This window comes from Protaetiibacter larvae, from assembly GCF_008365275.1.
In the GTDB taxonomy this organism is placed as follows: Bacteria; Actinomycetota; Actinomycetes; order Actinomycetales; family Microbacteriaceae; genus Homoserinibacter; species Homoserinibacter larvae.
This window is the reverse complement of sequence record NZ_CP043504.1, coordinates 1,442,925-1,464,870: the sequence shown is the minus strand read 5'-3', so window position 1 is coordinate 1,464,870 and position 21,946 is coordinate 1,442,925. Positions and strand designations below refer to the sequence as shown.

General features: G+C 69.8%; 16 protein-coding genes. 7 read left to right on the top strand and 9 right to left on the bottom strand.

Translation table 11 applies throughout. The features are described from left to right. The first annotated feature begins 57 nt into the window (after window positions 1–57). On the top strand, window positions 58–1,086 hold the full coding sequence (locus tag FLP23_RS06920) for an LLM class flavin-dependent oxidoreductase (RefSeq protein ID WP_149325176.1): 1,029 nt from the start codon (window positions 58–60) through the stop codon (window positions 1,084–1,086). Between the two features lie 49 nt (window positions 1,087–1,135). Here FLP23_RS06920 and FLP23_RS12465 read toward each other — a convergent pair whose 3' ends face one another. Then, entirely contained in the window at window positions 1,136–3,526 is a 2,391-nt protein-coding gene (locus tag FLP23_RS12465; RefSeq protein WP_246139925.1) for a glycoside hydrolase family 130 protein, read from the bottom strand. After that, window positions 3,523–4,656, bottom strand: coding sequence for a glycosyltransferase (locus FLP23_RS06905; RefSeq protein WP_149325175.1), 1,134 nt, complete (start codon window positions 4,654–4,656; stop codon window positions 3,523–3,525). The genes FLP23_RS12465 and FLP23_RS06905 overlap by 4 nt, the downstream gene beginning before the upstream one ends. A gap of 256 nt (window positions 4,657–4,912) precedes the next feature. On the opposite strand from FLP23_RS06905, the gene FLP23_RS06900 reads away from it, so the two are divergent. Next, complete coding sequence (locus FLP23_RS06900; RefSeq protein ID WP_149325174.1) at window positions 4,913–5,401, top strand: hypothetical protein; 489 nt, start codon at window positions 4,913–4,915, stop codon at window positions 5,399–5,401. Between the two features lie 64 nt (window positions 5,402–5,465). On the opposite strand, the gene FLP23_RS06895 is transcribed toward FLP23_RS06900, so the two are convergent. Further along, complete coding sequence (locus tag FLP23_RS06895; protein WP_149325173.1) at window positions 5,466–6,869, bottom strand: MFS transporter; 1,404 nt, start codon at window positions 6,867–6,869, stop codon at window positions 5,466–5,468. Next, window positions 6,850–8,988, bottom strand: a complete 2,139-nt coding sequence (locus tag FLP23_RS06890) for a beta-glucosidase (RefSeq protein WP_210413800.1) — start codon at window positions 8,986–8,988, stop codon at window positions 6,850–6,852. Before FLP23_RS06890 ends, FLP23_RS06895 begins: the two co-directional genes overlap by 20 nt. Before the next feature lie 226 nt (window positions 8,989–9,214). Here FLP23_RS06890 and FLP23_RS06885 point away from each other — a divergent pair, with 226 nt between their 5' ends. Further along, a complete protein-coding gene (locus tag FLP23_RS06885) occupies window positions 9,215–11,947 on the top strand; it encodes a cation-translocating P-type ATPase (RefSeq protein WP_149325172.1) in 2,733 nt (910 codons plus the stop codon). Next, entirely contained in the window at window positions 11,944–13,749 is a 1,806-nt protein-coding gene (gene glsA / locus FLP23_RS06880; protein ID WP_149325171.1) for a glutaminase A, read from the top strand. Before FLP23_RS06885 ends, glsA begins: the two co-directional genes overlap by 4 nt. A gap of 21 nt (window positions 13,750–13,770) precedes the next feature. Here glsA and FLP23_RS06875 read toward each other — a convergent pair whose 3' ends face one another. Then, a complete protein-coding gene (locus FLP23_RS06875) occupies window positions 13,771–14,472 on the bottom strand; it encodes a helix-turn-helix transcriptional regulator (RefSeq protein WP_149325170.1) in 702 nt (233 codons plus the stop codon). A gap of 49 nt (window positions 14,473–14,521) precedes the next feature. Between FLP23_RS06875 and FLP23_RS06870 the strand changes: the two genes are divergently transcribed. Beyond that, window positions 14,522–15,298 carry an alpha/beta fold hydrolase gene (locus tag FLP23_RS06870; protein WP_168200395.1) on the top strand — a complete coding sequence of 259 codons (777 nt, stop codon included), beginning with the start codon at window positions 14,522–14,524 and terminating at the stop codon, window positions 15,296–15,298. Here FLP23_RS06870 and FLP23_RS06865 read toward each other — a convergent pair. Further along, complete coding sequence (locus FLP23_RS06865) at window positions 15,278–16,396, bottom strand: zinc-binding metallopeptidase family protein (protein WP_210413799.1); 1,119 nt, start codon at window positions 16,394–16,396, stop codon at window positions 15,278–15,280. The two genes, FLP23_RS06870 and FLP23_RS06865, sit on opposite strands and share 21 nt — an antisense overlap. A gap of 115 nt (window positions 16,397–16,511) precedes the next feature. Between FLP23_RS06865 and FLP23_RS06860 the strand changes: the two genes are divergently transcribed. After that, window positions 16,512–17,861 (top strand): DUF2252 domain-containing protein, encoded by a 1,350-nt coding sequence (locus tag FLP23_RS06860; protein WP_149325168.1) that lies wholly within the window; start codon window positions 16,512–16,514, stop codon window positions 17,859–17,861. Window positions 17,862–17,971: 110 nt separating this feature from the next. Further along, window positions 17,972–19,156, top strand: a complete 1,185-nt coding sequence (locus tag FLP23_RS06855; protein WP_149324224.1) for an IS481 family transposase — start codon at window positions 17,972–17,974, stop codon at window positions 19,154–19,156. A gap of 290 nt (window positions 19,157–19,446) precedes the next feature. On the opposite strand, the gene FLP23_RS06850 is transcribed toward FLP23_RS06855, so the two are convergent. From FLP23_RS06850 to FLP23_RS06840, 3 genes are all read right to left on the bottom strand, one after another. Next, window positions 19,447–19,752 carry a type II toxin-antitoxin system RelE/ParE family toxin gene (locus FLP23_RS06850; protein WP_149325167.1) on the bottom strand — a complete coding sequence of 102 codons (306 nt, stop codon included), beginning with the start codon at window positions 19,750–19,752 and terminating at the stop codon, window positions 19,447–19,449. Continuing rightward, complete coding sequence (locus tag FLP23_RS06845; RefSeq protein ID WP_149325166.1) at window positions 19,749–19,970, bottom strand: hypothetical protein; 222 nt, start codon at window positions 19,968–19,970, stop codon at window positions 19,749–19,751. The genes FLP23_RS06850 and FLP23_RS06845 overlap by 4 nt, the downstream gene beginning before the upstream one ends. 83 nt (window positions 19,971–20,053) lie before the next feature. Next, on the bottom strand, window positions 20,054–21,946 hold the full coding sequence (locus tag FLP23_RS06840; protein ID WP_149325165.1) for a hypothetical protein: 1,893 nt from the start codon (window positions 21,944–21,946) through the stop codon (window positions 20,054–20,056).

Sequence of the window (21,946 nt, the reverse complement as noted above, 5' to 3'; positions counted from 1 at the left end):
TGCTCGGCCGCGGGTTCCCGCAGCGCCGACGGCGGGCCGCGAGTAGCGTGTGATGCGATGAAATCCATCGGCTATCTCTCGTTCGGGCACTGGTCGAACGCCCCCTACTCGCAGGCGAAGACCGGCGCCGACACGCTCATCCAGGCGATCGAGCTCGCCGAGGCCGCCGAGGAGATCGGCGTCGACGGCGCCTACTTCCGCGTGCATCACTTCGCCCGCCAGCACGGCGCCCCGTACCCGCTGCTCGCCGCGATCGCCGCACGCACCTCGAGGATCGAGATCGGCACCGGCGTCATCGACTTCCGGTACGAGAACCCGCTGTACTCCGCCGAGGAGGCGGCCGTCGCGGATCTCATCAGCGGGGGACGCCTGCAGCTGGGCATCTCGCGCGGCTCACCCGAGCAAGTGATCGACGGCTTCCGCTACTTCGGCTACCAGCCGGCCGACGACGATCCGGATGGCGCGCAGCTGGCCCGCGACAACTTCGAGGTGTTCCTCAAGGTGATCCAGGGCGGCCGGTTCGCGGAACCGAACCCGCATCCCATGTTCCCCAACCCCTACCCGGGGCCGCTCGGCATCGAGCCGCAGTCGCCAGGGCTCATCGACCGCATCTGGTGGGGCGCCGGCAACCGGAAGACGGCCGAATGGGCGGCCGAGCTGGGCGTGAACCTGCAGTCGTCGACGCTCGTCATGCACGAATCGGACGAGCCGTTCCATGTGCAGCAGCGCAAGCAGATCGAGGCGTACCGGGCGAAATGGAAGGAGCTGGGGCACGCGCGCGAGCCGCGCGTCTCCGTCTCCCGGTCGATCTTCGCGCTCGTCGACGAGACCGACTGGAAGCTGTTCGGCCGCGATCGGGGCAGTGAGGACCAGATCGGCAAGATCCCCGGCACCGGCTCCGCCATCTTCGGCCGCTCCTACGCGGGCTCCCCCGACCAGCTGATCGAGGAGCTGAAGGAGGACGAGGCGATCCAGGCCGCCGACACCCTGCTGCTCACCATCCCGAGTCAGCTGGGGGTTGACTACAACGCCCACGCGCTCGAGGCGATCCTCACGCACGTCGCGCCGGGGCTCGGCTGGCGCTGACGACGTCGGCCTCGGTCGCGTCCACCGCGGCCGGGCGGTCGGTGGTGGCTCAGTGCGGCACGGGGACCATCGCGTCGAGCAGCTCATCGACGCGCACCGAGGCGACGCGGATGTGGTCGTCGCCGACGCCGTACGGGATCCACAGTGTGCCCTCCTGCAGCACGGCGCCGCAGGTGTAGACGACATTCGGCACATAGCCGTCGTGGCCCGAACCGGGGGGCTCGAGCAGCGGCGCGACGAGCCGGCCGATCACCTGGGACGGGTCGTCGAGGTCGAGCAGCAGCGCGCCGATGCTGTAGCGACGCACCGGTCCGACCCCGTGGATCAGGGTGAGCCAGCCGCGTCCGGTCTCGATCGGCGAACCGCAGTTGCCGCTCTGCACGATCTCCCACGGCTCGGAGGGCACGTGGACGAGCCCTTCGTCGTTCCAGTGCGTGCCGTCGTCGGAGGTCGCGAGCGACACCGATTCGCCGTCGCTCCGGGTGAGGGCGAGGAGCCTGCCGTCGACCCTCCGCGGGAAGAACGCCATCCCCTTCGTCCGCGCGGGCGCGCCGGTCAGGCGCCGGATCGAGAAGCGGACGAAGTCGAGGGTCGTGATCAGGCGGGAGGAGATCGCGTGCCCGTTGTAGGCGGTGTAGCTGGCGCGGTAGTCGACGGTGCCGTCATCGTCGACGAAGCGCACGAAACGCACGTCCTCCATCCCGTGGCGCTCGTCGGCGGACACCGGCAGCAGCACGCGCCGGCTGAGCGCGGTGTCGGCGGCGAAGACCGCGTCGTACACGGACCGCACCGCCCGGCGGATCGCCTCCACCCGCGAGGCGGAGTCGTAGTGCTGGAAGAACTCGCTCGCGAGTGCGGCGATCGCAGCCTCGACCTCGATGGCGTCGGGTCGCGGCGAGAGCTTCTGCAGCACCGACTGCGCGACCTCGGTCAACGGCCCGTCGTGTTCGAGAGCGCGCTGCAGTTCGTCGAGGCCCCAGGATGCGTCGCCGATCGATCGCAACGACCGCAGCACCCGGAGCCGCCCGGCACCGAGGCCCTGTTGATCCGGCGCCACCACGACGCTCGGGTTGCACACCGCCGCGCCCTCGACCGCGTACTCGGCCATGAAGGTCGCGCCCAGCACGAGCAGTTGCGCCGCGTCGAGGCTGGTCGGAAGCGGAAGAACCTTCTCGGCGTTCGCCCTCGCCCGTTCCGGAAGCCGTGCGATCCGCCGTCCGAAGCTCTGGCCGAGGCGCACCACCTCGGCGTCGAGCGCCTCGCGCGGCAGCGACAGCACGCGTGCGACCACCTGCTCGGTGCGCGAGGTCGCGCCCGGGGTGCTCTCGCCCGGCAGGAACAGATCCACCACGACCCGGGCCGGATCCGCCCGCAGCTCGACCTCGGCGTCGCGCACCTCGAGGCTCATCCGGCCCCCCCCGATCCCCACGCCCTGGGCCCGCTGCCAGGTTCCCAGCACGGCGAGGGTGGACTCCGCTCCCCGGTTCTCGTTGCGTCCCGTCGCCTCCAGGCCGTCGAATCCGGCACCCGTCGCCGGGTCGTACATGAGGATGCCCTGATCGTTCTCGCCGAGGAACCAGCCCCAGGCCTGCCGCACGCCGTCACGCCACCGCGGGTCTGCCGTGACCTCGTACGCTCGCGCGCAGGCGTCGGCGAGCGCGGCCGGCTCGATGGCCTGCTGATCCCAGAGGGGACCGGCCTCGCTCGGCGCCCGCCCCGCCGAACCGGTCACCGAGAGCACGCCTGATCCGGCGGTCTCGAGCTCCAGCAGGAAGGCCAGCAGTTCGAGCCCGCGCTGGGTGAGCTCGGGGCGGCGCAGGGCGTCCCCGCCCGCGATGAGCGCTTCGCAGAGTGTCGCGTTGGCGTATCGGAGCCGCGGCTCCGGCCAGTTCCATGGCCCCCATGGCGCCCGAGGGATCACCGCGAGGCAATCGACGAGCAGACGGCGTGCGCCGTCCGCATCCGGGTGGGACCGCAGCAGTTCGGCCGCGCCGATCGCCGCGAACGCCGACGCCCGCTCATCCGGCGAACGGCGAACCGCGGCACGGAGGAACGCGAAAGCGGCTCGTGTGCGGAGGAACGGTTCCCGCGCGTGGGTGGCCGTGTAGCCGAGCGCCATGACGGCGCGCCCCCACCAGTCCCCGATCGACGGCTCGTCGGTCCACCTGCCGGCACTGTCCATCCGGTTGTGCACCGCGCCGTCGGAGGCCACGGAGGACTCCACGAACGACAGGTAGGCGTCGGTGAGCGGGGCGAGCGGGGCAAGGTCGCGGGTCTCGCGCACCACGACGATGAGCGCCCGTGCGACGTCGTCGACGCAGTAGCCGTGTTCGATGCGCGGCACGTCGCGGTCGGCGTGCTCGAAGAGGCCCCGGCTCGTGGTGAGTCGCAGCAGATGCCGGTAGCCGGGCGCGTGCGGGGGTGCGATGACGCCGCTCATGCGGCTGCCGCCCGGAGCAGTTCGGTGCCGAGCGCCTGGTAGTCCTCGGCGACGGCATCCCAGCCGGTCGTCTGGGAGCTCTCGAGGGCTGCGGTGGTCATCCGTTCGGCGATGTTGCGGCGGCCCAGGATGGTGCGCACGGCGGCCGCGATCTCCTGAGGGTTCTCGTGCGCGACGAGCACGCCCGCGCCCCCGGAGAGCAGTTCGACGGCGTGCGGGAAGCGCGTCGAGATCACCGGTCGGCCCGCGGCGACCGCTTCCGCGAGCACGCCCGAGGTGCTCTGCTCTCGGGAGGTGTACGGCAGCAGCACGATCGCGGCGCCCGCGACGAGTTCCGCGAGCTCGTCGCGATCGCGGTAGCGTCCGTCGATCACGACATCGGCCTCCACGCCGAGCTGGCGGGCCAGCGCGCCGAGCGAGTCGCGGTACGCCTCGCCGGACTCCGCGAGCACCTTCGGGTGGGTCTGACCGCTCACGTCGTACACCGGTCGGATGCCGGGTTCGGTCAGTTCGGCGAGAGCGCGGATGCCCCATTCGATGCCCTTGCCGGGCCCGAGCAGCCCCCAGGTCAGTATCCGCGGGCGAGCGCCGGGCGCCGCCGAACTCGTGCGGACCATGTCGGCGACCCCGTGCGGGATCACGTGGACCTTCGCCCCGTCCACATCGTACGAACGAGACAGCACCCGTTCGGCCATCCGGGTCATGACGACGACCGCGGAGCTGTGCGCGGCGATCCGTTCGATGAGCCAGCGCTGATGCGCGGTCGGCACTTCCCGGACCGTGTGCAGCACCACGATCGTCGGAACCGCGATCCGCGCCAACAGGTCGAGCACCTCGTCGCCGTCACGGCCGCCGTAGATGCCGAACTCGTGCTGCAGGATCACGACGTCGCAGGCGTCGAGCGCTTCGGCGGCGGCGGCGCGCTCGTCGGGGCGGCCGGGTCGCAGGCCGCCGACGACGACGGTGCGCGGGCCAGGGGTCGCCGGTCCGGTCGGCACGAGGTCGTCGACCCGGATCACGCGGGAGTCCGGATCCCGCGGTCGCGGGATCGCCGACGCGAGCGCTTCGGTGAAGGTCGCGAGCCCGCAACGAGTGGGGGGATAGGTGCTGACGAACCCGTACCGCGTCATGCGGGCGTCCGATCCTGAGCCGACGCCGAGACGGCCGCCGATCTACCCGAGACGTCTGCCGGTCGGCACCTCTCGCGGGATCTCGTCAACGCGATCCGGTTGATCGCACGCCCTGCCCGATGGTGCCGACAGCGTGCGACCTTGGGGGCACTCTACGCTCCACGCCTGGGAACGGCCGGGGGATGTCGAGAACGGGCGGCGGCGAGGCGCAAGGTGCCGTGTCGCGTACGCTCGTGCCTGTCGAAGGGAGGCCGCGATGGCTGCTGCCGATGAGGACACGGTCAAGAAGGCGCTGAAGATCAACTCTTTCCGCGAGCTCTCGAAAGACAAGGTGCTCGAGTGGTTCTCGGGCTTCACCGAGCTGAGCGAGCAGGTTCAGCTGAAGGTGATCGAGCAGATCCCCGAGTTCAAGGCGCTCGCGACGAGCGCCATCGACGGCATGAAGTCGGTGTTCGAGTCCACCGTCGACTCCAACCAGAAGAGCCTGGACCGGGTCCATGCGGCGTACGAGCAGTGGCGCGCCTCGTTGATCGCCGAACTGGAGAAGCCCGATCTCAGCGCCGAGGCGCGGCTGCAGATCTTCGACCGCATCGCCGAGACCGTGCGGGAACAGGCGGGGCAGCACGCGGCGCACCGCGAGTTCCTCGACACCTGGTACGGCAAGACGCTCGCCGCGGTGGGTGCGGTCTCCCTCGGGGTCATCGCGATCTTCGCCACCTCGCGGAAGGGCGGCGGCTCGGTCTGAGCCGAACGACGTCGGCGGTCGGCGGGTCGGATCCCTGCGTCGTGGATGCTCGCCAGCGCGCGCCTCAGGCGGTCGGCTGACCCACGTTCTTCGGGAGTGCGATGGCCGCGATGAGACCGCCGATCGCGACGACCCCGAGGAACAGCATCGAGATCGCGTAGGCCTCGTCGCCCGGACGCACGATGGACACCAGGATGGTGCCCGCGAGCGCGGTGCCGAGTGCCGAGCCGAGGTTCGACACCGAGCGCGACAGCCCCGAGATCTCGGACTGCAGCTCGTCGGGGAAGCTCGACTGCACGACGTTCACCGACGGCGTCAGCATCGCACCGATGCCGAACCCGAGCAGGAACAGTCCCGGGATGAGCGCCCACACGTCGGCGAACTTCGCCACCAGCCCCACGACCAACACGATTCCCACGACCGTCGACGCGAAGCCGAAGATGATGAGGGTGCGCTGGCTGAACCAGCGCGCGAGCCGCTCCGCGGTGACCGAGGTCACGAGCATGCCGACCGTGGCGGCGGTGAACACGACGCCGGTCGCGATCGGACTGTATCCGCGGACCGTCTGCAGGTACACGGACACCACGAAGGATGCGCCGTTGAGCACGAGCCACTGCACGTTCTGGGTGATGAGCGCCAGATTCGCACCGCGCGAGCGGAACAGCCGGGTCGACAGCAGCGGCTCGCGTCCGCCGCGCTCGGAGGCGCGCACGTAGAGGAAGAACGCGATGATCCCGAGGACGCCGACGCCGACGAGGATGACGGCGAGCGTGTTGTTGTCGCCGAGGTTGAGCAGGCCGAACACGAGGGCTGACAGACCGATCGCCGACAGCAGGGCACCGAGGTAGTCGAAGGGCTTGCTGCGGTCGGTGGGCAGCGGATCCTTCAGGCGGATGGTCAGCAGCAGCACGACCCCGACGACGATCGCCTGGAACACGAACGCGAACCGCCAGCTGAGCGCCGAGGCGATCAAACCGCCGAGCAGCGGACCGGCCGCGGCCCCCACGCCGGCCGCGGCGCTGATGATGCCGAAGGCCCAGGCGCGCGTCGTGACGGTGCGGAACCACAGCGTGGCAAGGATGTAGACCGGTGGGATGAGCAACGCGGTTCCGACGCCCTCGAACACCGAGTTGCCGATGATGAGCACGAGCAGGTTGGGGGCCACCGCGCTCAACAGCGCACCGACCCCGTAGAGTACGAGGCCCGCCACGAGGCTGCGCTTGCGTCCCCAGCGATCGGTGAGCTTGCTGCCGGGGATCATGAGCACCGCCATGATGAGCAGGAACAGTGTGATGACGGTCTGCACGCCCTTCACCGTGGTGTCGAGGTCGTGCTGGATGTCGGTGATCATCACATTGAGGTTGGCGCCCGCGAAGCTGCAGATGAACTGCGCGAGGGCGAGGGGCGCGAGCAGCGCGATGGGGCTGGGCGCCGTCACCGGGGCCCGATCAGTGGCCGAACCGGACATCCGCAATCCTCACCGTGCTCGCGCTCTCGAAATCGACCGCCGAACGTCCGACGGCCACACCGTACTCACCGCCCGCGATGTGCCATGTTCCGGCGGCCGTGTCGTAGTCGGCCAGCAGGCGGGGGTCGGCGACCAACTCGATGGTCGCCGATGCTCCTGGCTCCAGCTCGACGCGCTCGTAGTCGAGCAGCCGCTGCCGCGTCTCGCCGTCGCGGCTCGTGGCATACAGTTGCGCCACCTCGGCTCCCGCACGATCCCCCGTGTTGGTGATCGTCACGGATGCCCGCACCTCGCCACCCTCGGCCGAGATCGCGATGTCGCCGTACGCGAAGCTCGTGTAGCTGAGCCCGTGCCCGAACGCGAAGGCCGGCACGTGGGCGTGCTTCGCGTGGTGGCGGTAGCCGACATCCGAACCCTCGAGGTACTCGATGGTGGCGGGCGTGCCCCAGGGGTCGCCGTAGTTGGGCACCGTGGGGAACACGAGCTGCTCGTCGGATGCCGGGAAGGTGACCGGCAACCGTCCGCCCGGATTGACTGCACCGGTGAGCACCTCGGCGATCGCCTCACCGCCGTTCTGGCCGCTGTACCACGCCTCGACGACGACCGGCACCGCATCCAGCCAGGGCATGAGCGGGGGGTTGCCGCTCTCGAGCACGACGATGGTGGCGGGGTTGGCGGCGGCGACCGCCGCGATCACCTCGTCCTGGCCGCGCGGCAGGCTGCGGTCGGCGTTGTCGAAACCCTCGCCCTCCCAGTTGACGCCGAAAACGATCGCGATGTCCGCCCGCTTCGCCGCCGCGACCGCCGCGGCCGTGGTGAGCCCGGGGTCGTAGACGAAGGTGGCACCCGGTAGCAGCCGGCGCAGGTGGTCGAGCGGTGCGGAGGGATGCAGCGCCTCGCGACGCAGTCGCCACAGCGGCCCTGCACCGCCGAGCGGGGTGTTGATGGGGAAACCGCCCGCGGGCAGCGTCAGGCTCGATCCGAAGCCGGCCGGGACGCCCAGGTGCGCGTGCCCGCCGATCACGGCGATCTTCTTTCCCTCGCCGGCGAGCGGAAGCAGCCCGCCCTCGTTCTTCAACAGCACGATGCCCTGGCGGGCCGCCTCACGAGCGATCAGCGCGTGGGCATCCCGGTCGACCGCCGGGCCCTTCTCGCCCGTCGCGCCCACCGCGATGATGCTGCGCAGGATGCGGCGCACCATGTCCGAGAGCCGCTCGCGTGAGAATTCGCCGGCGGCGAGCGCTTGCGCGAGCGGCTCGGCGAACCACTCCTTCTCGTCGAGCTGGGCACCGGAGTGCTGGTCGAGGCCGAAGTCGGCGAACCTCCACGAGTACACGGCGCGCCAGTCGGACATGATCCAGCCGCGATAGCCGAAGGCGCCCTTGATGACGTCGTTGAGGATCGTCGCGTTGCCGCCCGAGTACTCGCCGTTGACCTTGTTGTAGCCCGCCATGAGCGCGCCCGGCTCGGCGATCTCGATCGCGAGCTCGAACGCCAGCAGGTCGGACTCGCGATGCGCGGCCGGATCGATGATCGCGTCGAGCCAGAACTTGTTGGTCTCGGAGGCGTTGAGCGACACGTGCTTGAGCAGCGAGATGACGCCCTCCGACTGCGTTCCGAGCACCGTCTCGCCGGCGATCTCGCCGCTCAGCAGCGGATCCTCCGAGATGTACTCGAAGTTGCGGCCGTTGTGCAGGTGCCGGATGAGGTTCATGCTGCCGCCGCACAGCACGTTGAAGCCGTGCTCCTTCGCCTCCCGGCCGAGCACGGCGCCCGCCTGGCGGGCGAGTTCGCGGTTGAAGCTCGCGCCGAGCGCGATGCCGGCCGGCAGCGCCGTCGCGTTGTCGCCCTCGCGACCGCCGCCCGGGTTGGTGATGCCGAGAGCGGCATCCGTGATGAGCAAATCCGGGATGCCGAGGCGCGGCACGCCCTGCACCCACCCGGCGATCTGCGGCACGTGCGCCGGCACGCGCTCGTCGCGGATGTCGCCATCCGCGGTGAAGACCTTCACCATGAGGCTCGAGATGAGCCCGAAGCGCTCCTCGTCGGTGAGCTGCTCCTCGATGAGGCGCGCACGCTCGTCGGCATCCGTCGACAGTGATGCGTTTGACCCGGTCACCAGACCTCACCTTCCGTGGCCGAGAGAAACGACCCCATCCTGGTCGCGGGGCCACAGTGCCCAGCGCTTGGCAACGACTCTAGGGGGAACGCGATGCTCGGCGCAGCCTGGGATCGGCGATGCTGGCGGGAGCGGCGACGCGGATGCGAGACTGTGCTCGCCGCTGCCGTCCGGCCCCGCCGACGGCTCCGCGGCGTGCGCGCAAGCACGCCCAGAGGGGAGAAGCATGTCGGACACCGAGGTGTCGGCCGGCGACGTCGCGAGCGAGGTCGAGCCCTACCTGCTCGACGCGCAGGCCGTGGTCGCGAGCCTCGGCAGCGACGCGGCGGTCGGGCTCGACGACGAGGAGGCGGCCCGGCGCCTCGGCACCGCGGGCCCCAACCAGATCACAGGCGACCGCGCGCCCTCGGTCTGGGCGGTCGCGGCGAGCCAGCTGCGGGATCCGATGAACATCATGCTCGTGGTGGTATCCGTCGCGAGCTTCCTCATCGCGCAGCTGGCCACCGGGCTCCTGGTCGCGGTGCTGGTGGTCCTCAACGTCGTGCTCGGCACGGGGCAGGATCTGAAGGCCAGGGCGAGCGTCGACGCGCTCGCCAAGCTGCAGGTGCCGCGATCGCGCGTGCTGCGCGACGGACGCACCGACGTCATCGAGGCGAGCGGCATCGTCCCCGGCGACATCGTGCAGCTCGAGGCCGGCGAGCTGGTTCCGGCCGACGGCCGCGTCCTGCGATCGGCGACGCTCGAGGTGCAGGAGGCCGCGCTCACCGGCGAGAGCGCACCGGTCAGCAAGGACGCCGGCGTGCTGGAGGGTCCGGAGGTCGCACTCGGCGACCGCTCGAACATGCTGTTCCAGAACACCTCCGTCACGCGCGGCACGGCGACCATGGTGGTGACGGCGACCGGGATGCAGACCGAGATGGGTCGCATCGCCACGATGCTCGCCTCGGTGAACCGCACCCCGTCGCCGCTGCAACGCGAGCTCAACGGCCTGACCCGGGTCATCGGCATCTTCGCCTGGGCCGCGGTCGCGGTGATCGTGATCGTCGGATTCGCGCGCGGGATCTCGGTCGAGGATGTGCTGCTGCTGGGCGTCGCGATGGCGATCTCGGCCATCCCGACGGGACTGCCGACCTTCGTGCAGGCGCTCCTGTCGCGCGGAGCCAAGCAGCTCGCCGACGCCCGGGCGATCGTGAAGAACCTCGCCGACGTCGAGACCCTCGGCGCCACGAGCGCGATCAACAGCGACAAGACCGGCACGCTGACCCTCAACGAGATGATGGTCTCGGTCATCTACTCCGACGGCGCCTGGTTCGAGGTCGAGGGAACGGGCTACGCGAAGGCGGGAGCGATCCGATCCGCCGCCGGCGTCGCCGTGCCCGATTTCACGCGCCTCGCGTACGGGATGTCGCTGTGCAGCGACGCCCTCGTCGGCGACGACGGCACGGTCGTGGGCGACCCCACCGAGGCCGCGCTCGTGGTGCTGTCGGCCAAGCTCGGCGTGGATGCCGCGGAGACCCGGCGGGTGTACCCGCGGTTGGCGGAGATCCCGTTCGACTCCGACTACAAGTTCATGGCGACCTTCCACCGCATCCGGCTCGACGGCGAGGAGCGGCTCGTCGAGCTCGTCAAGGGCGGACCGGATGTGGTGCTCGCCCGATGCGCGACGGCACAGGCATCCGGCGCCCTCGTGCCGGTCGCCGAGGTGCGCGACGAGCTGCTCGCCGCCAACGAGCGCATGGGCGGCCGCGGGCTGCGGGTGCTCGCCTTCGCGGTGCGGGTCCTCGAGCCGGGCGACGAGGCGACCATCGCCTCCGACCCGATGGCGCTCGCCGACGGCCTCGCCTTCGCGGGGATGGTCGGCATCATCGACCCGCTGCGCCCGGAGGCGAAAGACGCGGTCGCGGTGGCGCTCGCCGCGGGCATCGACGTGCGCATGATCACCGGCGACCATGCGGTGACCGCGCGAGCGATCGGCGAGGATCTCGGGCTCGGGCCGGGGGCCGTCTCCGGCGCCGAACTGGCCCGGATGTCGGACGAGGAGCTCACCGCACGCCTTCCCGAGCTGCACGTCTTCGGCAGGGTGACCCCCGAGGACAAGCTGCGGCTCGCGCGGGTGATGCAGCGCAGCGGCCTCGTGGTGGCGATGACGGGCGACGCCGTGAACGACGCGGCGGGGCTCAAACAGGCCGACATCGGCGTCGCCATGGGCTCGGGCAGCGAGGTCACCAAGCAGGCCGCACGCATGATCCTCACCGACGACAACTTCGGCACCCTCGTGCACGCGGTCCAACTCGGCCGCGGCATCTACAGCACGATCGTCGCGTATGTGCGCTTCCAGATGACGCAGCTCATCTCGCTCGTGCTGCTGTTCCTCACGGCAACCATCTTCAACATCAACCAGGGCGTCGCGCTCACCCCGCTCATGGTGCTGTTCCTCAACTTCTTCGTCTGCATCCCGCCGGTCGCGGCCATCGCCTTCGACCCCGGGGATCCCGACATCATGCGGCGGCCGCCGCGCGATCCGAAGGTGACGATCACCAACCCCGGCGCCGTGCTGCGCTGGATCCTGTTCGGCGCGATCATGTTCGTCTCCGCGCTCATCCCGCTCGTCGCCGGCCCCGACCCGGTCGGCATCGGCACGCCGAGCGCGTCGATGACGATGTCGTTCGTGGTGCTCGGCTTCTCCACGATCCTCAGCGCGCTCGTCTTCCGACGCGACCCGGGGAGCGGGCTGGTCGCCCCCATCCTCTCCGCGCTGAAGCTGCTGTCGATCCCGGCGATCCTCGTGGTGCTCGCCACCGAGCTCGGCTTCCTGCAGCGCGCCCTGCTGACCCAGTCGCTCACCGGTATCGAGTGGCTGGAGAGCATCGGCCTCGCGCTGCTGCTGCCGATCGTGGTCGAGGCGGAGAAGTGGCTGCGTCGTCGCCGCGCGGCCCGTCACGGAGGGCGGGACGGATGACGCCCGAGTCGCCGGTCGTCGCACTCCTGCGGCGCGTCCTGGCAGACAACTCGGCGCGCGACGGCGGCGACGTCGCGCGCTACATCCCGGAGCTCGCCAAGGCCGATCCCTCGCTCTTCGGGATCTGCCTCGTGACGGCCGACGGCGCGGCGTACGAGGTGGGCGACACGCGCACCGAGTTCACGATCCAGTCGATCTCGAAGCCGTTCAGCTACGCGCTCGCCCTCGACGAGCTCGGCTCGGAGCAGGTGCTCGCGCGGGTGGGGGTCGAGCCGACCGGTGACGCGTTCAACGAGATCTCGCTCGATCCGGCGACCGGGATGCCGTACAACCCGATGATCAACGCCGGTGCGATCACGACGACCGGGCTCGTCATGGAGGGCCACGGCGACGAGACGGTCGCCGCGCTGCTCCGGCTGTACGGCCGTTTCGCGGGACGCGCCCTGCGCGTCGACGAGGCGGTGTACCGATCCGAGTGGGAGACCGCCCACCGCAACCGGGCCATCGCGCACCTGCTGCGCGGCTCGGGCGCCCTGCGGGGCGACCCGGAACGGGCCCTCTACGCCTACCTCCAACAGTGCTCGGTGCTCGTCGACACGCACGACCTGGGGGTGATGGCCGCGACCCTCGCCAACGACGGCGTGAACCCGCTCACGGGGGTCCGGGCCGCATCCCGGCGCACGGTGGGCGATGTGCTGAATGTCATGGACAGCTGCGGCATGTACGACTCGGCGGGCGACTGGCAGTTCACGGTCGGGCTGCCCGCCAAGAGCGGCGTCGCCGGCGGCGTGATCGCCGTGGTGCCCGGCAGCTTCGGCATCGCGGTGTTCTCGCCGGCGCTCGACCGGCACGGCAACAGCGTGCGCGGGGTCGCCGTGTTCCGGCAGCTCTCCGCCGAGCTGGGCCTGCATCCGCTGCGCTCCGGCTACCACGCGCCCTCGCCGCTGCGCTCGAGCTTCACCCTCGCCCGCGCCGGATCGACCGTCCGACGTCCCCCGGCTGACGCGGAGGTCATCGCGCGCCGCGGTGACGAGGTCGTGGTGGCCGAGCTGCAGGGCGAGCTCGACTTCGTGGCCGCCGAGCTCGTCGTGCGCCGCATCCTGGACGCGCAGCCCGAGCCGCGGTTCGCGGTGGTGGATCTGCGCCACGTGAGCGTCGTGCACCGCGAGCTCGTGCCCCTGGTGGCCGAGCTCGCCGCCGTCTTCGCCTCCCGCGGCGGGGGGCTGCTCGTGAGCGACGCACCGGATCCGGACGGCGACGATCCGCTCGACGGCTCGGTGACGAGATTCGCCGACCTCGACCTGGCACTGCAGTGGTGCGAGGACCAGCTGCTCGGCGGCGCGACGACGGCACCGGAGTCGGTGGCGCTGCGCGACCACCCGGTCGTGGCGGGGCTCACCGACGACGCCTTCGAGCGCCTCGGCGCCTATCTGGAACGGCGCGAGCTCGCCCCCGGCGCCTCGCTCATCCGTCGCGGCGAGCCCGTCGACGGGCTGTACGTGCTCACCTCGGGACGGCTCAGCGCCCTCGCGCACCTCGAGGGACGCCCCGCACGTCGCGCGGCGACGCTCGTGGCCGGCATGATCGTGGGCGAACGCTCGATCGCCGGCGCCTTCGACGCGATCGGCGACGTCGTCGCCGACACGGGGGCCGCGTGCTACGTGCTTCCCGCGGAGCGGATGGCGCGACTGCGTGCCGAGGAGCCCGGGATCGTGGTGGCCGTCGTGTCGAACATCCTGTCGATCGCCGCCGCCGGCATCGGACAGCTGTCGGAACGACCCACCCCGGCCCTCGACGGGTGAACGCGTCGCTCGACAGACGCGTCACCTCGGTGTCGCGGGTCGGGCTGTGGGTGGCGGGCTGCCGATCTCCGAGACGGGGCGATCGTGGGAGGTCTGGCGGGTGAGACGGGCGACGAGGATGCGGTCGAGCCTGAACCAGCGCATGGCCTGCCGGTCGAGACAGTACGCGATCAGGTACCAGTAGCCGCCGGTGGAGGCGAGCAGCTGCGGTTCGACGCGGCGCCGTGTCTCGGCACCCGCCTGGTCCCTGTAGTTCATCGAGAGCACCAGGCCGGTAGCGAGGGCCTCCTCGACGGCCCGGCGCAGGCCGGCGTCGACGGGTGGTTGCGGATCCTGATGGTCGATCCACACCCGGCTTGCGAGGCGTTCGGCGCGCTCGCGCACGTTCGGAGGCGTCACGGCGAGCACCTTGGTGAGTGCTGCCCGGGCGTGGGCGGCGAACGGATGCCCGTCGTGGGTGGCGAGCAGAACCGCCAGGCCCGAGACCTCGGAGGGGGTGAGGTTCACCGGCGGCAGGGTCGCCTCGGCATCGACCACGTACCCACCGGCCCTGCCGGTGCGCGCCCAGGCGGGGAACCCACCGGCTTGCAGGGCGCTGATGTCGCGCTTGATCGTGCGGATGCTGACCTCGAAGGTCGCGGCCAGCTGTTCTGCGGTGCGCCCCCGCGATCCCGCGCGACGCAGCTCTTCACGGATCGCGTACAGCCGGTCCGTTCGATTCACGCGTAAATGGTGACATAAGAGTGACATTCAGGGCATGCAGGCTCGAACCATGACGACGATCCAGCCCCAGCCCACCCGCCATCCGATCCTGCTTCTCCCCGGCCACTGGCTCGGCGGGTGGGTGTGGGGCGAGGTGGCCGCACGGCTCACCGAACTCGGACACGAGGTCGAGCCCCTGACCCTCCCCGGCCTGGAATCGGCGGATGCCGCGCGCGAGGCCGTGACGTTCGCCGACCACGTCGACTACGTCGCCACCCGGATCGGCAGCCTCGGTGGCCGGGTGGTGCTCGTGGCGCACAGCGGGGCCGGCGCGGTGGCGACGGCGGTGGCCGACCGGATGCCGGGCGCGCTGGCCCGGATCGTGTACGTGGACTCCGGTCCGGTCGGCGACGGCACCGTGCCGCGGCCCGAGCTGACCGCCGAGGATGCCGAGTTGCCGTTCCCCGGCCTCGACGCCCTCGCCGCTCACGGGGTCAGCGTCGAGGGGCTGGGCGATGACCACCGGGCCGAGCTGACCGCGCGGGCGGTGCCGCATCCCGCCGGCGCCTGCCGGCAGCCGGTCACGCTCACCGATCCGCACCGCCACGAGGTGCCGACGACGGTGGTGTGCTGCTCCATCCCGGGTTCTGTGATGCAGGAGCTGGTCGCCTCCGGTGAGCCCATGTTCGCACCGCTGCGCGAGCTGACCGACCTCACCGTGAGGGAGCTGCCCACCGGGCACTGGCCGATGCTCTCCCGGCCCGCCGAGCTGGCTGAGCTGATCGGGGCGGAGGCGGACCGCGACGATGAGCGCGATGCCCGGCCCCTATCCGTGCACGTTCCGTGAGGATGTCGTGCGGATCGCGCGGAGCCTGCGGAATCCGTCCGGCGCCACCGGCAGCTCGGGCAGGCCCACGATCAGGCGGTGCACGAAGTCGAGCTTGCGCGCGACGGTCTCGCCGATCGTGAACGGGTAGAGGTCATCCTTGCCCATCGAGCGGTTGACGCGGTTGAAGAACAGCGACAGCGCCCGCCAGTCCTCCAGCATCGCCGGGAAGTCGTCGGCACCGTACTGCCGCCGAACCTGCAGGTTCCACACCGCCTGCGGATGCGCCTCACGGCCGGGACGCAGCTCGAGGCCCGCCGACCACGACGTCTCGAGCGTGTCGGTGATGTGCAGGTAGTGGGCGAAGCTCTCCGCGAAGTCCTCCCAGGGATGCATCGTCGCGTACTCCGAGATGAACGACTCCTGCCATCCCTCCGGGGCGCCGTACCGGTAGTGTCGATCGATCGCGTCGGCGTAGGAGGTGCGCTGATCGCCGAAGATCTCGCGGCACTCGTCGATCCAGGCCGACGACTCGGGCCGCTCGACGAGGATCCACTCGTAGTAGTGACCCACCTCGTGGCGGAAGTGCCCGAGCATCGTGCGGTAGGGCTCGCCGAGCGCGACCCGGAGCCGCTCCCGGTGGGCGTCGAGGCTCTCGGCGAGATCGATCGTGACGATGCCGTTCGCGTGACCGATCGACACCCGCTCGTTGCGCGAGTACGACGACAGCAGGTCGAATCCGAGACCCCCGTCCGCCTCATGCCACGGATCGACCGGCAGGCCCAGCTGGTCGAGCTGGATGAGCAGGCGGCGCTCGCCGAGCATCGTCTCGGCTAGCCGTTCCAGGGCGATGGTGTCGTCGGATGCGGGTCGGGCGCGGATCAGACCGCAGCTGAAGCAGCGTCCGGCCTCCGCGCCGTCGGGTGCCACCCAATTGCACTTCCACCCGCGCCGCGAACAGGGATACCAGGTGCGGCCCTCGATCTCGACCGACGGCTCGGTCAGGTCGAGCATCGTGCGGGACGGCGGATGGTATCCGACCGCGACGCCGCAGGAGCGGCAGCTGAGCTCATCCATGAACACCGCCTCGGCACAGCGCGGGCAGGCCAGCATCCTCATGAGCCCACGGTAGCGATGCCGCACCGCGTGCGGTCAAGGTCGCGCCGTTGTCGAACGTCGCCCGGCGTGAATATGCTCGCGTCAACTCCCTCGCCGAGGGTTCGAAGGAGAGCGGATGACGCAGACATCGACGAAGGCGCGCATCGAGGCCGGGCGCGCGACGCGGGAGGCGCGGCCCCGCGAGGCGCTCGCGCAGTTGTCCGTCGACGACCGGGATCCGATCGGGATCCTCGTCGAGCAGAACCGCACCCGGGTGCCCGAACTGCTCCCCCTGCGCACCCAGCGGATGTCGGCGAGCCCGTTCGCCTTCTACCGCGGGACGGCGGCGATCATGGCCGCCGACCTGGCCCGCGACCCGCACTCCGGCATCGTCGTGGCCTCGTGCGGTGACGCGCACCTGTCGAACTTCGGCTTCTACGCCTCGCAGGAGCGCACGCTGATGTTCGATCTGAACGACTTCGACGAGGCCGCCTGGGCGCCGTGGGAGTGGGATCTCAAGCGTCTCGTGACCAGCGTCGTGGTTGCGGGCCAGGCCGGAAGCCGCGACGACGCGGTCATCCGGGGTGCGGCGCGCGGTGCCGTGATCGCCTACGCGCGCGTCATCGAGGCGGCGATCCGGATGAGCCCGACCCAGCGGTACTTCTCGCACTTCGCCGCGTCGGGCGACACGTCCACCCTGGATCCGGAGTCCGGCGAGGTCCTGCGGGCCGCTATCAAGGATGCGCAGAAGCGCACCGCCGAGCGCGCCGCGCGCAAGCTCACCGAGCACTCGCCCGACGGGATCCGGCGCTTCGTCGACGCCCCGCCCACCTTTGTGCGCGCCGGATCGCAGCAGCAGTCGTCGCTGAGGTCGCTGCTGGACTCGTACACGGCATCCGCCGACATCGACATCCAACTGCTCCTGCGCAACTACCGGGTCACCGATGTGGCCCGCCGGGTGGTCGGCGTCGGCAGCGTGGGCACGCGCGGCTACCTCGTGCTGTTCGTCGACGGCGACGACAACACGCTGCTGCTGCAGGCGAAGGAGGCCGGGCAGAGCGTGCTCGCCGAGTACGGGCACGCCGAACAACCGCCCGAGTTCGCCGACCATGTCGCACGTCTCGGCCAGGGTGGACGCGTCGTCGCCCTGCAACGCATCCTGCAGGCCTCATCCGATCCCTTCCTCGGATACCTGCAGGACGACGGCGTGGACTACTACGTGCGACAGTTCCACGACATGAAGGGCTCGATCGACGTCGAGGCACTCAGCGACACCGCCTTCACGACCTACGCCGAGGCCTGCTCGGTCGTGCTCGCCCGCGCGCACGCCCAGTCCCCCCGCACCGCCGAGATCGCCGGCTACGCGGGAGGCGGCAAGAAGCTCGCCGAGATCATCCTCCCCTGGGCGTACGCCTACGCCGCCCTGTCCCGGCAGGACTACGACGCATTCCTGCAGAGCGTGGATGCCGACACCCGCGCGTCATGAGCGGGCGGACGAGGTGACCGATTGGTGAATCTGAGGGTGTCCGGATTCACGACATGGGCGACAGGTGATGCGCGACACATGAGTCGCGTCATGGGCGACAGCCTCGATGGATGTCGAACAAGCATCAGGTCGCGGTCCTGCAGATCACCGCCGGACAGCTCACGGTGTCGGAAGCCGCCCGCCGCTACGGCATCAGCCGGCAGCACCTGCACCGGCTCCTGACCCGGTTCCGGAATGGGGGCCTGGAGGCGATCGAGCCCCGCTCCCGAGCCCCGCTATCGAACCCGAACCAGACCAGCGACGAGGTTCGGCAGCGCATCATCGAACTGCGCCGTCAGCTCGCTGCCACCGGGATGGATGCCGGCCCGATCACGATCGCCTGGCATCTCGAGCAGTCAGGACATGCAGTCCCGTCGACTGCGACGATTCGTCGGATCATCACCCGCGCCGGCCTGGTCACCCCGGAACCGAGAAAGCGCCCGAAGAACTCGTTCGTCCGTTTCGAGGCCGCACAACCCAACGGCACCTGGCAGTCCGACTTCACTCACTGGCACCTGGCCGACGGCACCGACATCGAAATCCTGAACTGGCTCGACGACCACTCCCGCTACCTGCTGGGCTGCACCGCGATCGGCCGCGTCACCGGCGACGACGTGATCGTCGACTTCCTGCGCCTGATCGACACCTACGGCCCGCCGGCGACCACACTCACCGACAACGGCAGCGTCTACACCGCCCGCTTCGTCGGCGGGAAGAACGCGTTCGAGCTCACCTTGCCGCTGCTGGGCATCCAGCAGAAGAACGGCCACCCAGGCCACCCGCAGACCCAGGGCAAGATCGAACGCTTCCACCAGACCCTGAAACGCTTCCTCGCAGCTCAGCCCGTCCCGCGCACGCCGGCTGAGCTGCAGCACCAACTCGATGCCTTCCGGCAGCACTACAACGAACACCGCCCCCACCGCGCAAGAGACCGCATGACCCCCGGCGACGCCTACCGCGACACCCCGAAAGCCCTCCCCGCCCGACGCATCGAATCCGGCCACTACCGACTGCGCTACGACCACGTCGACGACCGCGGCAAAGTCTCCTTCCGCCTCGCCGGACGCATGCACCACCTCGGCATCGGCATCGAGCACCACCGCAAACGCATCATCGCGATCGCCGACCACGAAACCGTGACCGTCATCCACCTCGACACCGGCGAAGTCATCGCCACCAACCAGATCGAACCGACCCACAGCTACTGGCGCAACACGAAGAAAGCCCCAGGCCGATGGCCCAGGGCTTCCACGTGAACGTCACACATGTCGCGACTCACCTGTCGCACATGTCCCGACTCATCACATTGGTGAATCTGAGGGGACTCGAACCCCTGACCCCCTGCATGCCATGCAGGTGCGCTACCAGCTGCGCCACGGGCCCGGAAACCTCGCGGCTTCTCGGCAGAACTCCTGATGAATCGGGCGATCGCCTGACTCATGCGGACGTTGCCCGTCGAGTATAGCCGACCTTCTCGGGGCGCCTCGACCGGGCTCGGAGCGCCTGAAGTGTCGAATAAGTGTCGACCGATCGAGTCTCGCCCGGCCTACAGCAGTCGGCCGTCGAACTCCGCCGAGTCCTGCCGGTGGTGCAGCACGGCGATGATCTCGACCTCCTGCGCCTCCTCGTGAACCCGGTACCAGAGCTGGTACGGGAAGACGTGCAGATTCGCCCGCCGCGCTCCCCCGCGCAGCTCCGGCGACGAGCGCGGGAAGTCTTCGAGCCGCCGCGCGGTCGCGTAGAACTCGTCGACGAACCGCCCGCTCTGATCCGGTGCCTCGGCGTCGTACCACGCGAGGACGCGGTCACGATCCCGCTGGGCGTTCCGCGTCAGGCGGACACGGTAGGTCACGCGATGCGGCGGCGCGCGCGGACCTCGCGCTCGTCCTCGTCGAGCGTCACGAAGTCATTCGGGTTCGCGTCGGCCTCGGCGATGCGCTGGTCGATGATCGCGGCGATCTCAGGCGACACATAGCCGTCATCGAGCGAGTGGTCGATGGCGTCGCGCAGCTCACGGCGCACGGACTCGTCGAGCCGCATCACCTGCTCCAGCAGCGCCTGGTCGACCATGCGGCCATGCTACCCGCGACACCCGACGTCCGGCAGGCGCGATACACAGGTCGCGCGAGTCTTCAACTCGACCGGATTCTCGACTACGAGGGGGTGGCAGCACTTCCGCGCCGTGGTACCGGAACCCAAACTCGGCGCCACCGCTTCACGAGCCTCGCACGCCCGCCGATCCAATTCAGAGGATCGCGGACGCGCGCTGCAACCTGTGTTCGGTCCTCGGCGCTCGCGTTGGCAGGGGTGAGGACGACGAGCAGTGCGGCCATGCGGAGCAGCACCGCCGCTTCATGATCGACAAGGTAGTGCCGATGACCGTGTGCCAGGACGTTCCGTAGCCCGGCCACAGGGTTGCGCAGACACCGCAACCAGTCGATATCGAAGTCGTGGGCCTCGAGCTTTGTCGCATAGGTCTCAAGCGCCGGAAAGCGACCTTCCGCGTCGCCGGTCTGGACTCTGTAGAGCGGGTCGCCGAGAGCAAGCAAGAGTCCCCGCGCGCCGGCCTCGACGAGCGGGTAGCCCGCCCGTCCAGCGTCGCTGTATCGTCCGTCCCAATAGGCGGCGAAAGCCTCACCGAGTGCCTCGGCGAGCTCGGCGTCGCAGGCGAAGCGGTCGACAAGATGGGCCGCGATGTCTGCCGCGGCTAGCGCACCGTACTCCGTCTGGATTGCGTCCAGCTCCCGGGCGAGGAGGGTGCCATACATCCCCGCGTTCAGCGTCTCGGAGCGCTCAAGTTCCTCCCACTCGGCAGCCTCGGGGCCAGTGGATGTCTTCACAGGGAGGCCTTCCTCGTTGAAGACAGTTCTGGTGACGAGCTGCAGGATTCCGCCGCGGCTCAACTCCTTAGCCTGCTGGAGATTCCTGTCGTGCCGACCCGTGGGTGAGGGGCTGGTGAGCCAGATATCCAGGGCGGTGCGAGTATCCCGAGAGCGGCGGTACCAATTGAGCCGCCCGTCGTGGGCATGGCGCGGCAGCACAATCTCAGTCGTCAGGACTTGCATGCCCAGGTCATCGACCGAACCCTCTTGTAGTGCCTGCACAGCGCGATCGCGAAGGTCGATGAGTCCGTACTGCTGCGCCTTCTCGGCAGCTGTTTGCAGCCAATGCACCTTGATGAAGCCGTCGGTTTGGTCAGCAAGCGTCAGGTATCCGCTGACGAGCCCGCGACGGGCCGCTTCACGCTCTGAATCGTCGGTCGCGAGACGCTCTCTCAGTTCAGCGACCGCCTCCATGTTGGTAGCGCCTGCCTCCGGTCGAGCGAGTGCGTCGTCAAGGAGCGCTTGCACTTCCTGGCGACTAGGTTCCACGAACTGACCAGTTCGCGGAGCGACAGAGAGCGGCTCAAGTGGATTGAAGAGGATTCCTGCTGGCGTTTCGGCGATACCCTCGAAGCTCTGCGCCATCACCCAGAGTGCCTTTCGGACATCAATTTCAAGTGCCAGTCCGAACTGCCGGGCGATGCTCCACGCTCGCCTCAAACACGAGCCTCGGTAGTAGGGGTCGAGGCTGGCTCTCCTGCCGAGTTCAAGGTAAAGGTGCGCGATCTCCGCGCCGAGGTCTCGGCCGTTTCGAACGCCGGCAGAGAGGCTGAGGTCCAGCAAGTGAGCTCGCGGAAGAGCGTCAGTCACAGCACCGGCGACTGCGGACCAGGCATTCTTCTCGACCTCGCCGACCGCGTCAAAGGCTGGTGGCCAGTCGCCGTTCGGCGACGAAAATCGGACACCTAGTACGAGTCCGCCAGGATGCTCGGTGTCGTCCTGGAGTCCATGTGCGAGAGCTCGCTCCAGCATGACGCCCAGCGGCGGCCGCTCGAATCGTGTGCCTTCCGTCCGAAACGTTGCCGTGAACCGCTGGAGCAAGTCCCACGGCTCGTTGGACTCACCGGCGAGGCGGTCAAGAGTCACGGCGAGTTCAGCGACGTCGTCCTCGGAGTAGAGCGGCGAGTCCTCTGTACTGTCACTCGGTGCTGCCTCGTCGTTCAT

Coding starts and splice junctions, on each gene's coding strand:
- FLP23_RS06920 (WP_149325176.1), top strand. CDS start 58: ATGAAATCCATCGGCTATCTCTCGTTCGGGCACTGGTCGAACGCCCCC.
- FLP23_RS12465 (WP_246139925.1), bottom strand. CDS start 3,526: ATGAGCGGCGTCATCGCACCCCCGCACGCGCCCGGCTACCGGCATCTG.
- FLP23_RS06905 (WP_149325175.1), bottom strand. CDS start 4,656: ATGACGCGGTACGGGTTCGTCAGCACCTATCCCCCCACTCGTTGCGGG.
- FLP23_RS06900 (WP_149325174.1), top strand. CDS start 4,913: ATGGCTGCTGCCGATGAGGACACGGTCAAGAAGGCGCTGAAGATCAAC.
- FLP23_RS06895 (WP_149325173.1), bottom strand. CDS start 6,869: ATGTCCGGTTCGGCCACTGATCGGGCCCCGGTGACGGCGCCCAGCCCC.
- FLP23_RS06885 (WP_149325172.1), top strand. CDS start 9,215: ATGTCGGACACCGAGGTGTCGGCCGGCGACGTCGCGAGCGAGGTCGAG.
- glsA (WP_149325171.1), top strand. CDS start 11,944: ATGACGCCCGAGTCGCCGGTCGTCGCACTCCTGCGGCGCGTCCTGGCA.
- FLP23_RS06870 (WP_168200395.1), top strand. CDS start 14,522: ATGACGACGATCCAGCCCCAGCCCACCCGCCATCCGATCCTGCTTCTC.
- FLP23_RS06865 (WP_210413799.1), bottom strand. CDS start 16,396: ATGAGGATGCTGGCCTGCCCGCGCTGTGCCGAGGCGGTGTTCATGGAT.
- FLP23_RS06860 (WP_149325168.1), top strand. CDS start 16,512: ATGACGCAGACATCGACGAAGGCGCGCATCGAGGCCGGGCGCGCGACG.
- FLP23_RS06855 (WP_149324224.1), top strand. CDS start 17,972: ATGTCGAACAAGCATCAGGTCGCGGTCCTGCAGATCACCGCCGGACAG.
- FLP23_RS06845 (WP_149325166.1), bottom strand. CDS start 19,970: ATGGTCGACCAGGCGCTGCTGGAGCAGGTGATGCGGCTCGACGAGTCC.
- FLP23_RS06840 (WP_149325165.1), bottom strand. CDS start 21,946: ATGAACGACGAGGCAGCACCGAGTGACAGTACAGAGGACTCGCCGCTC.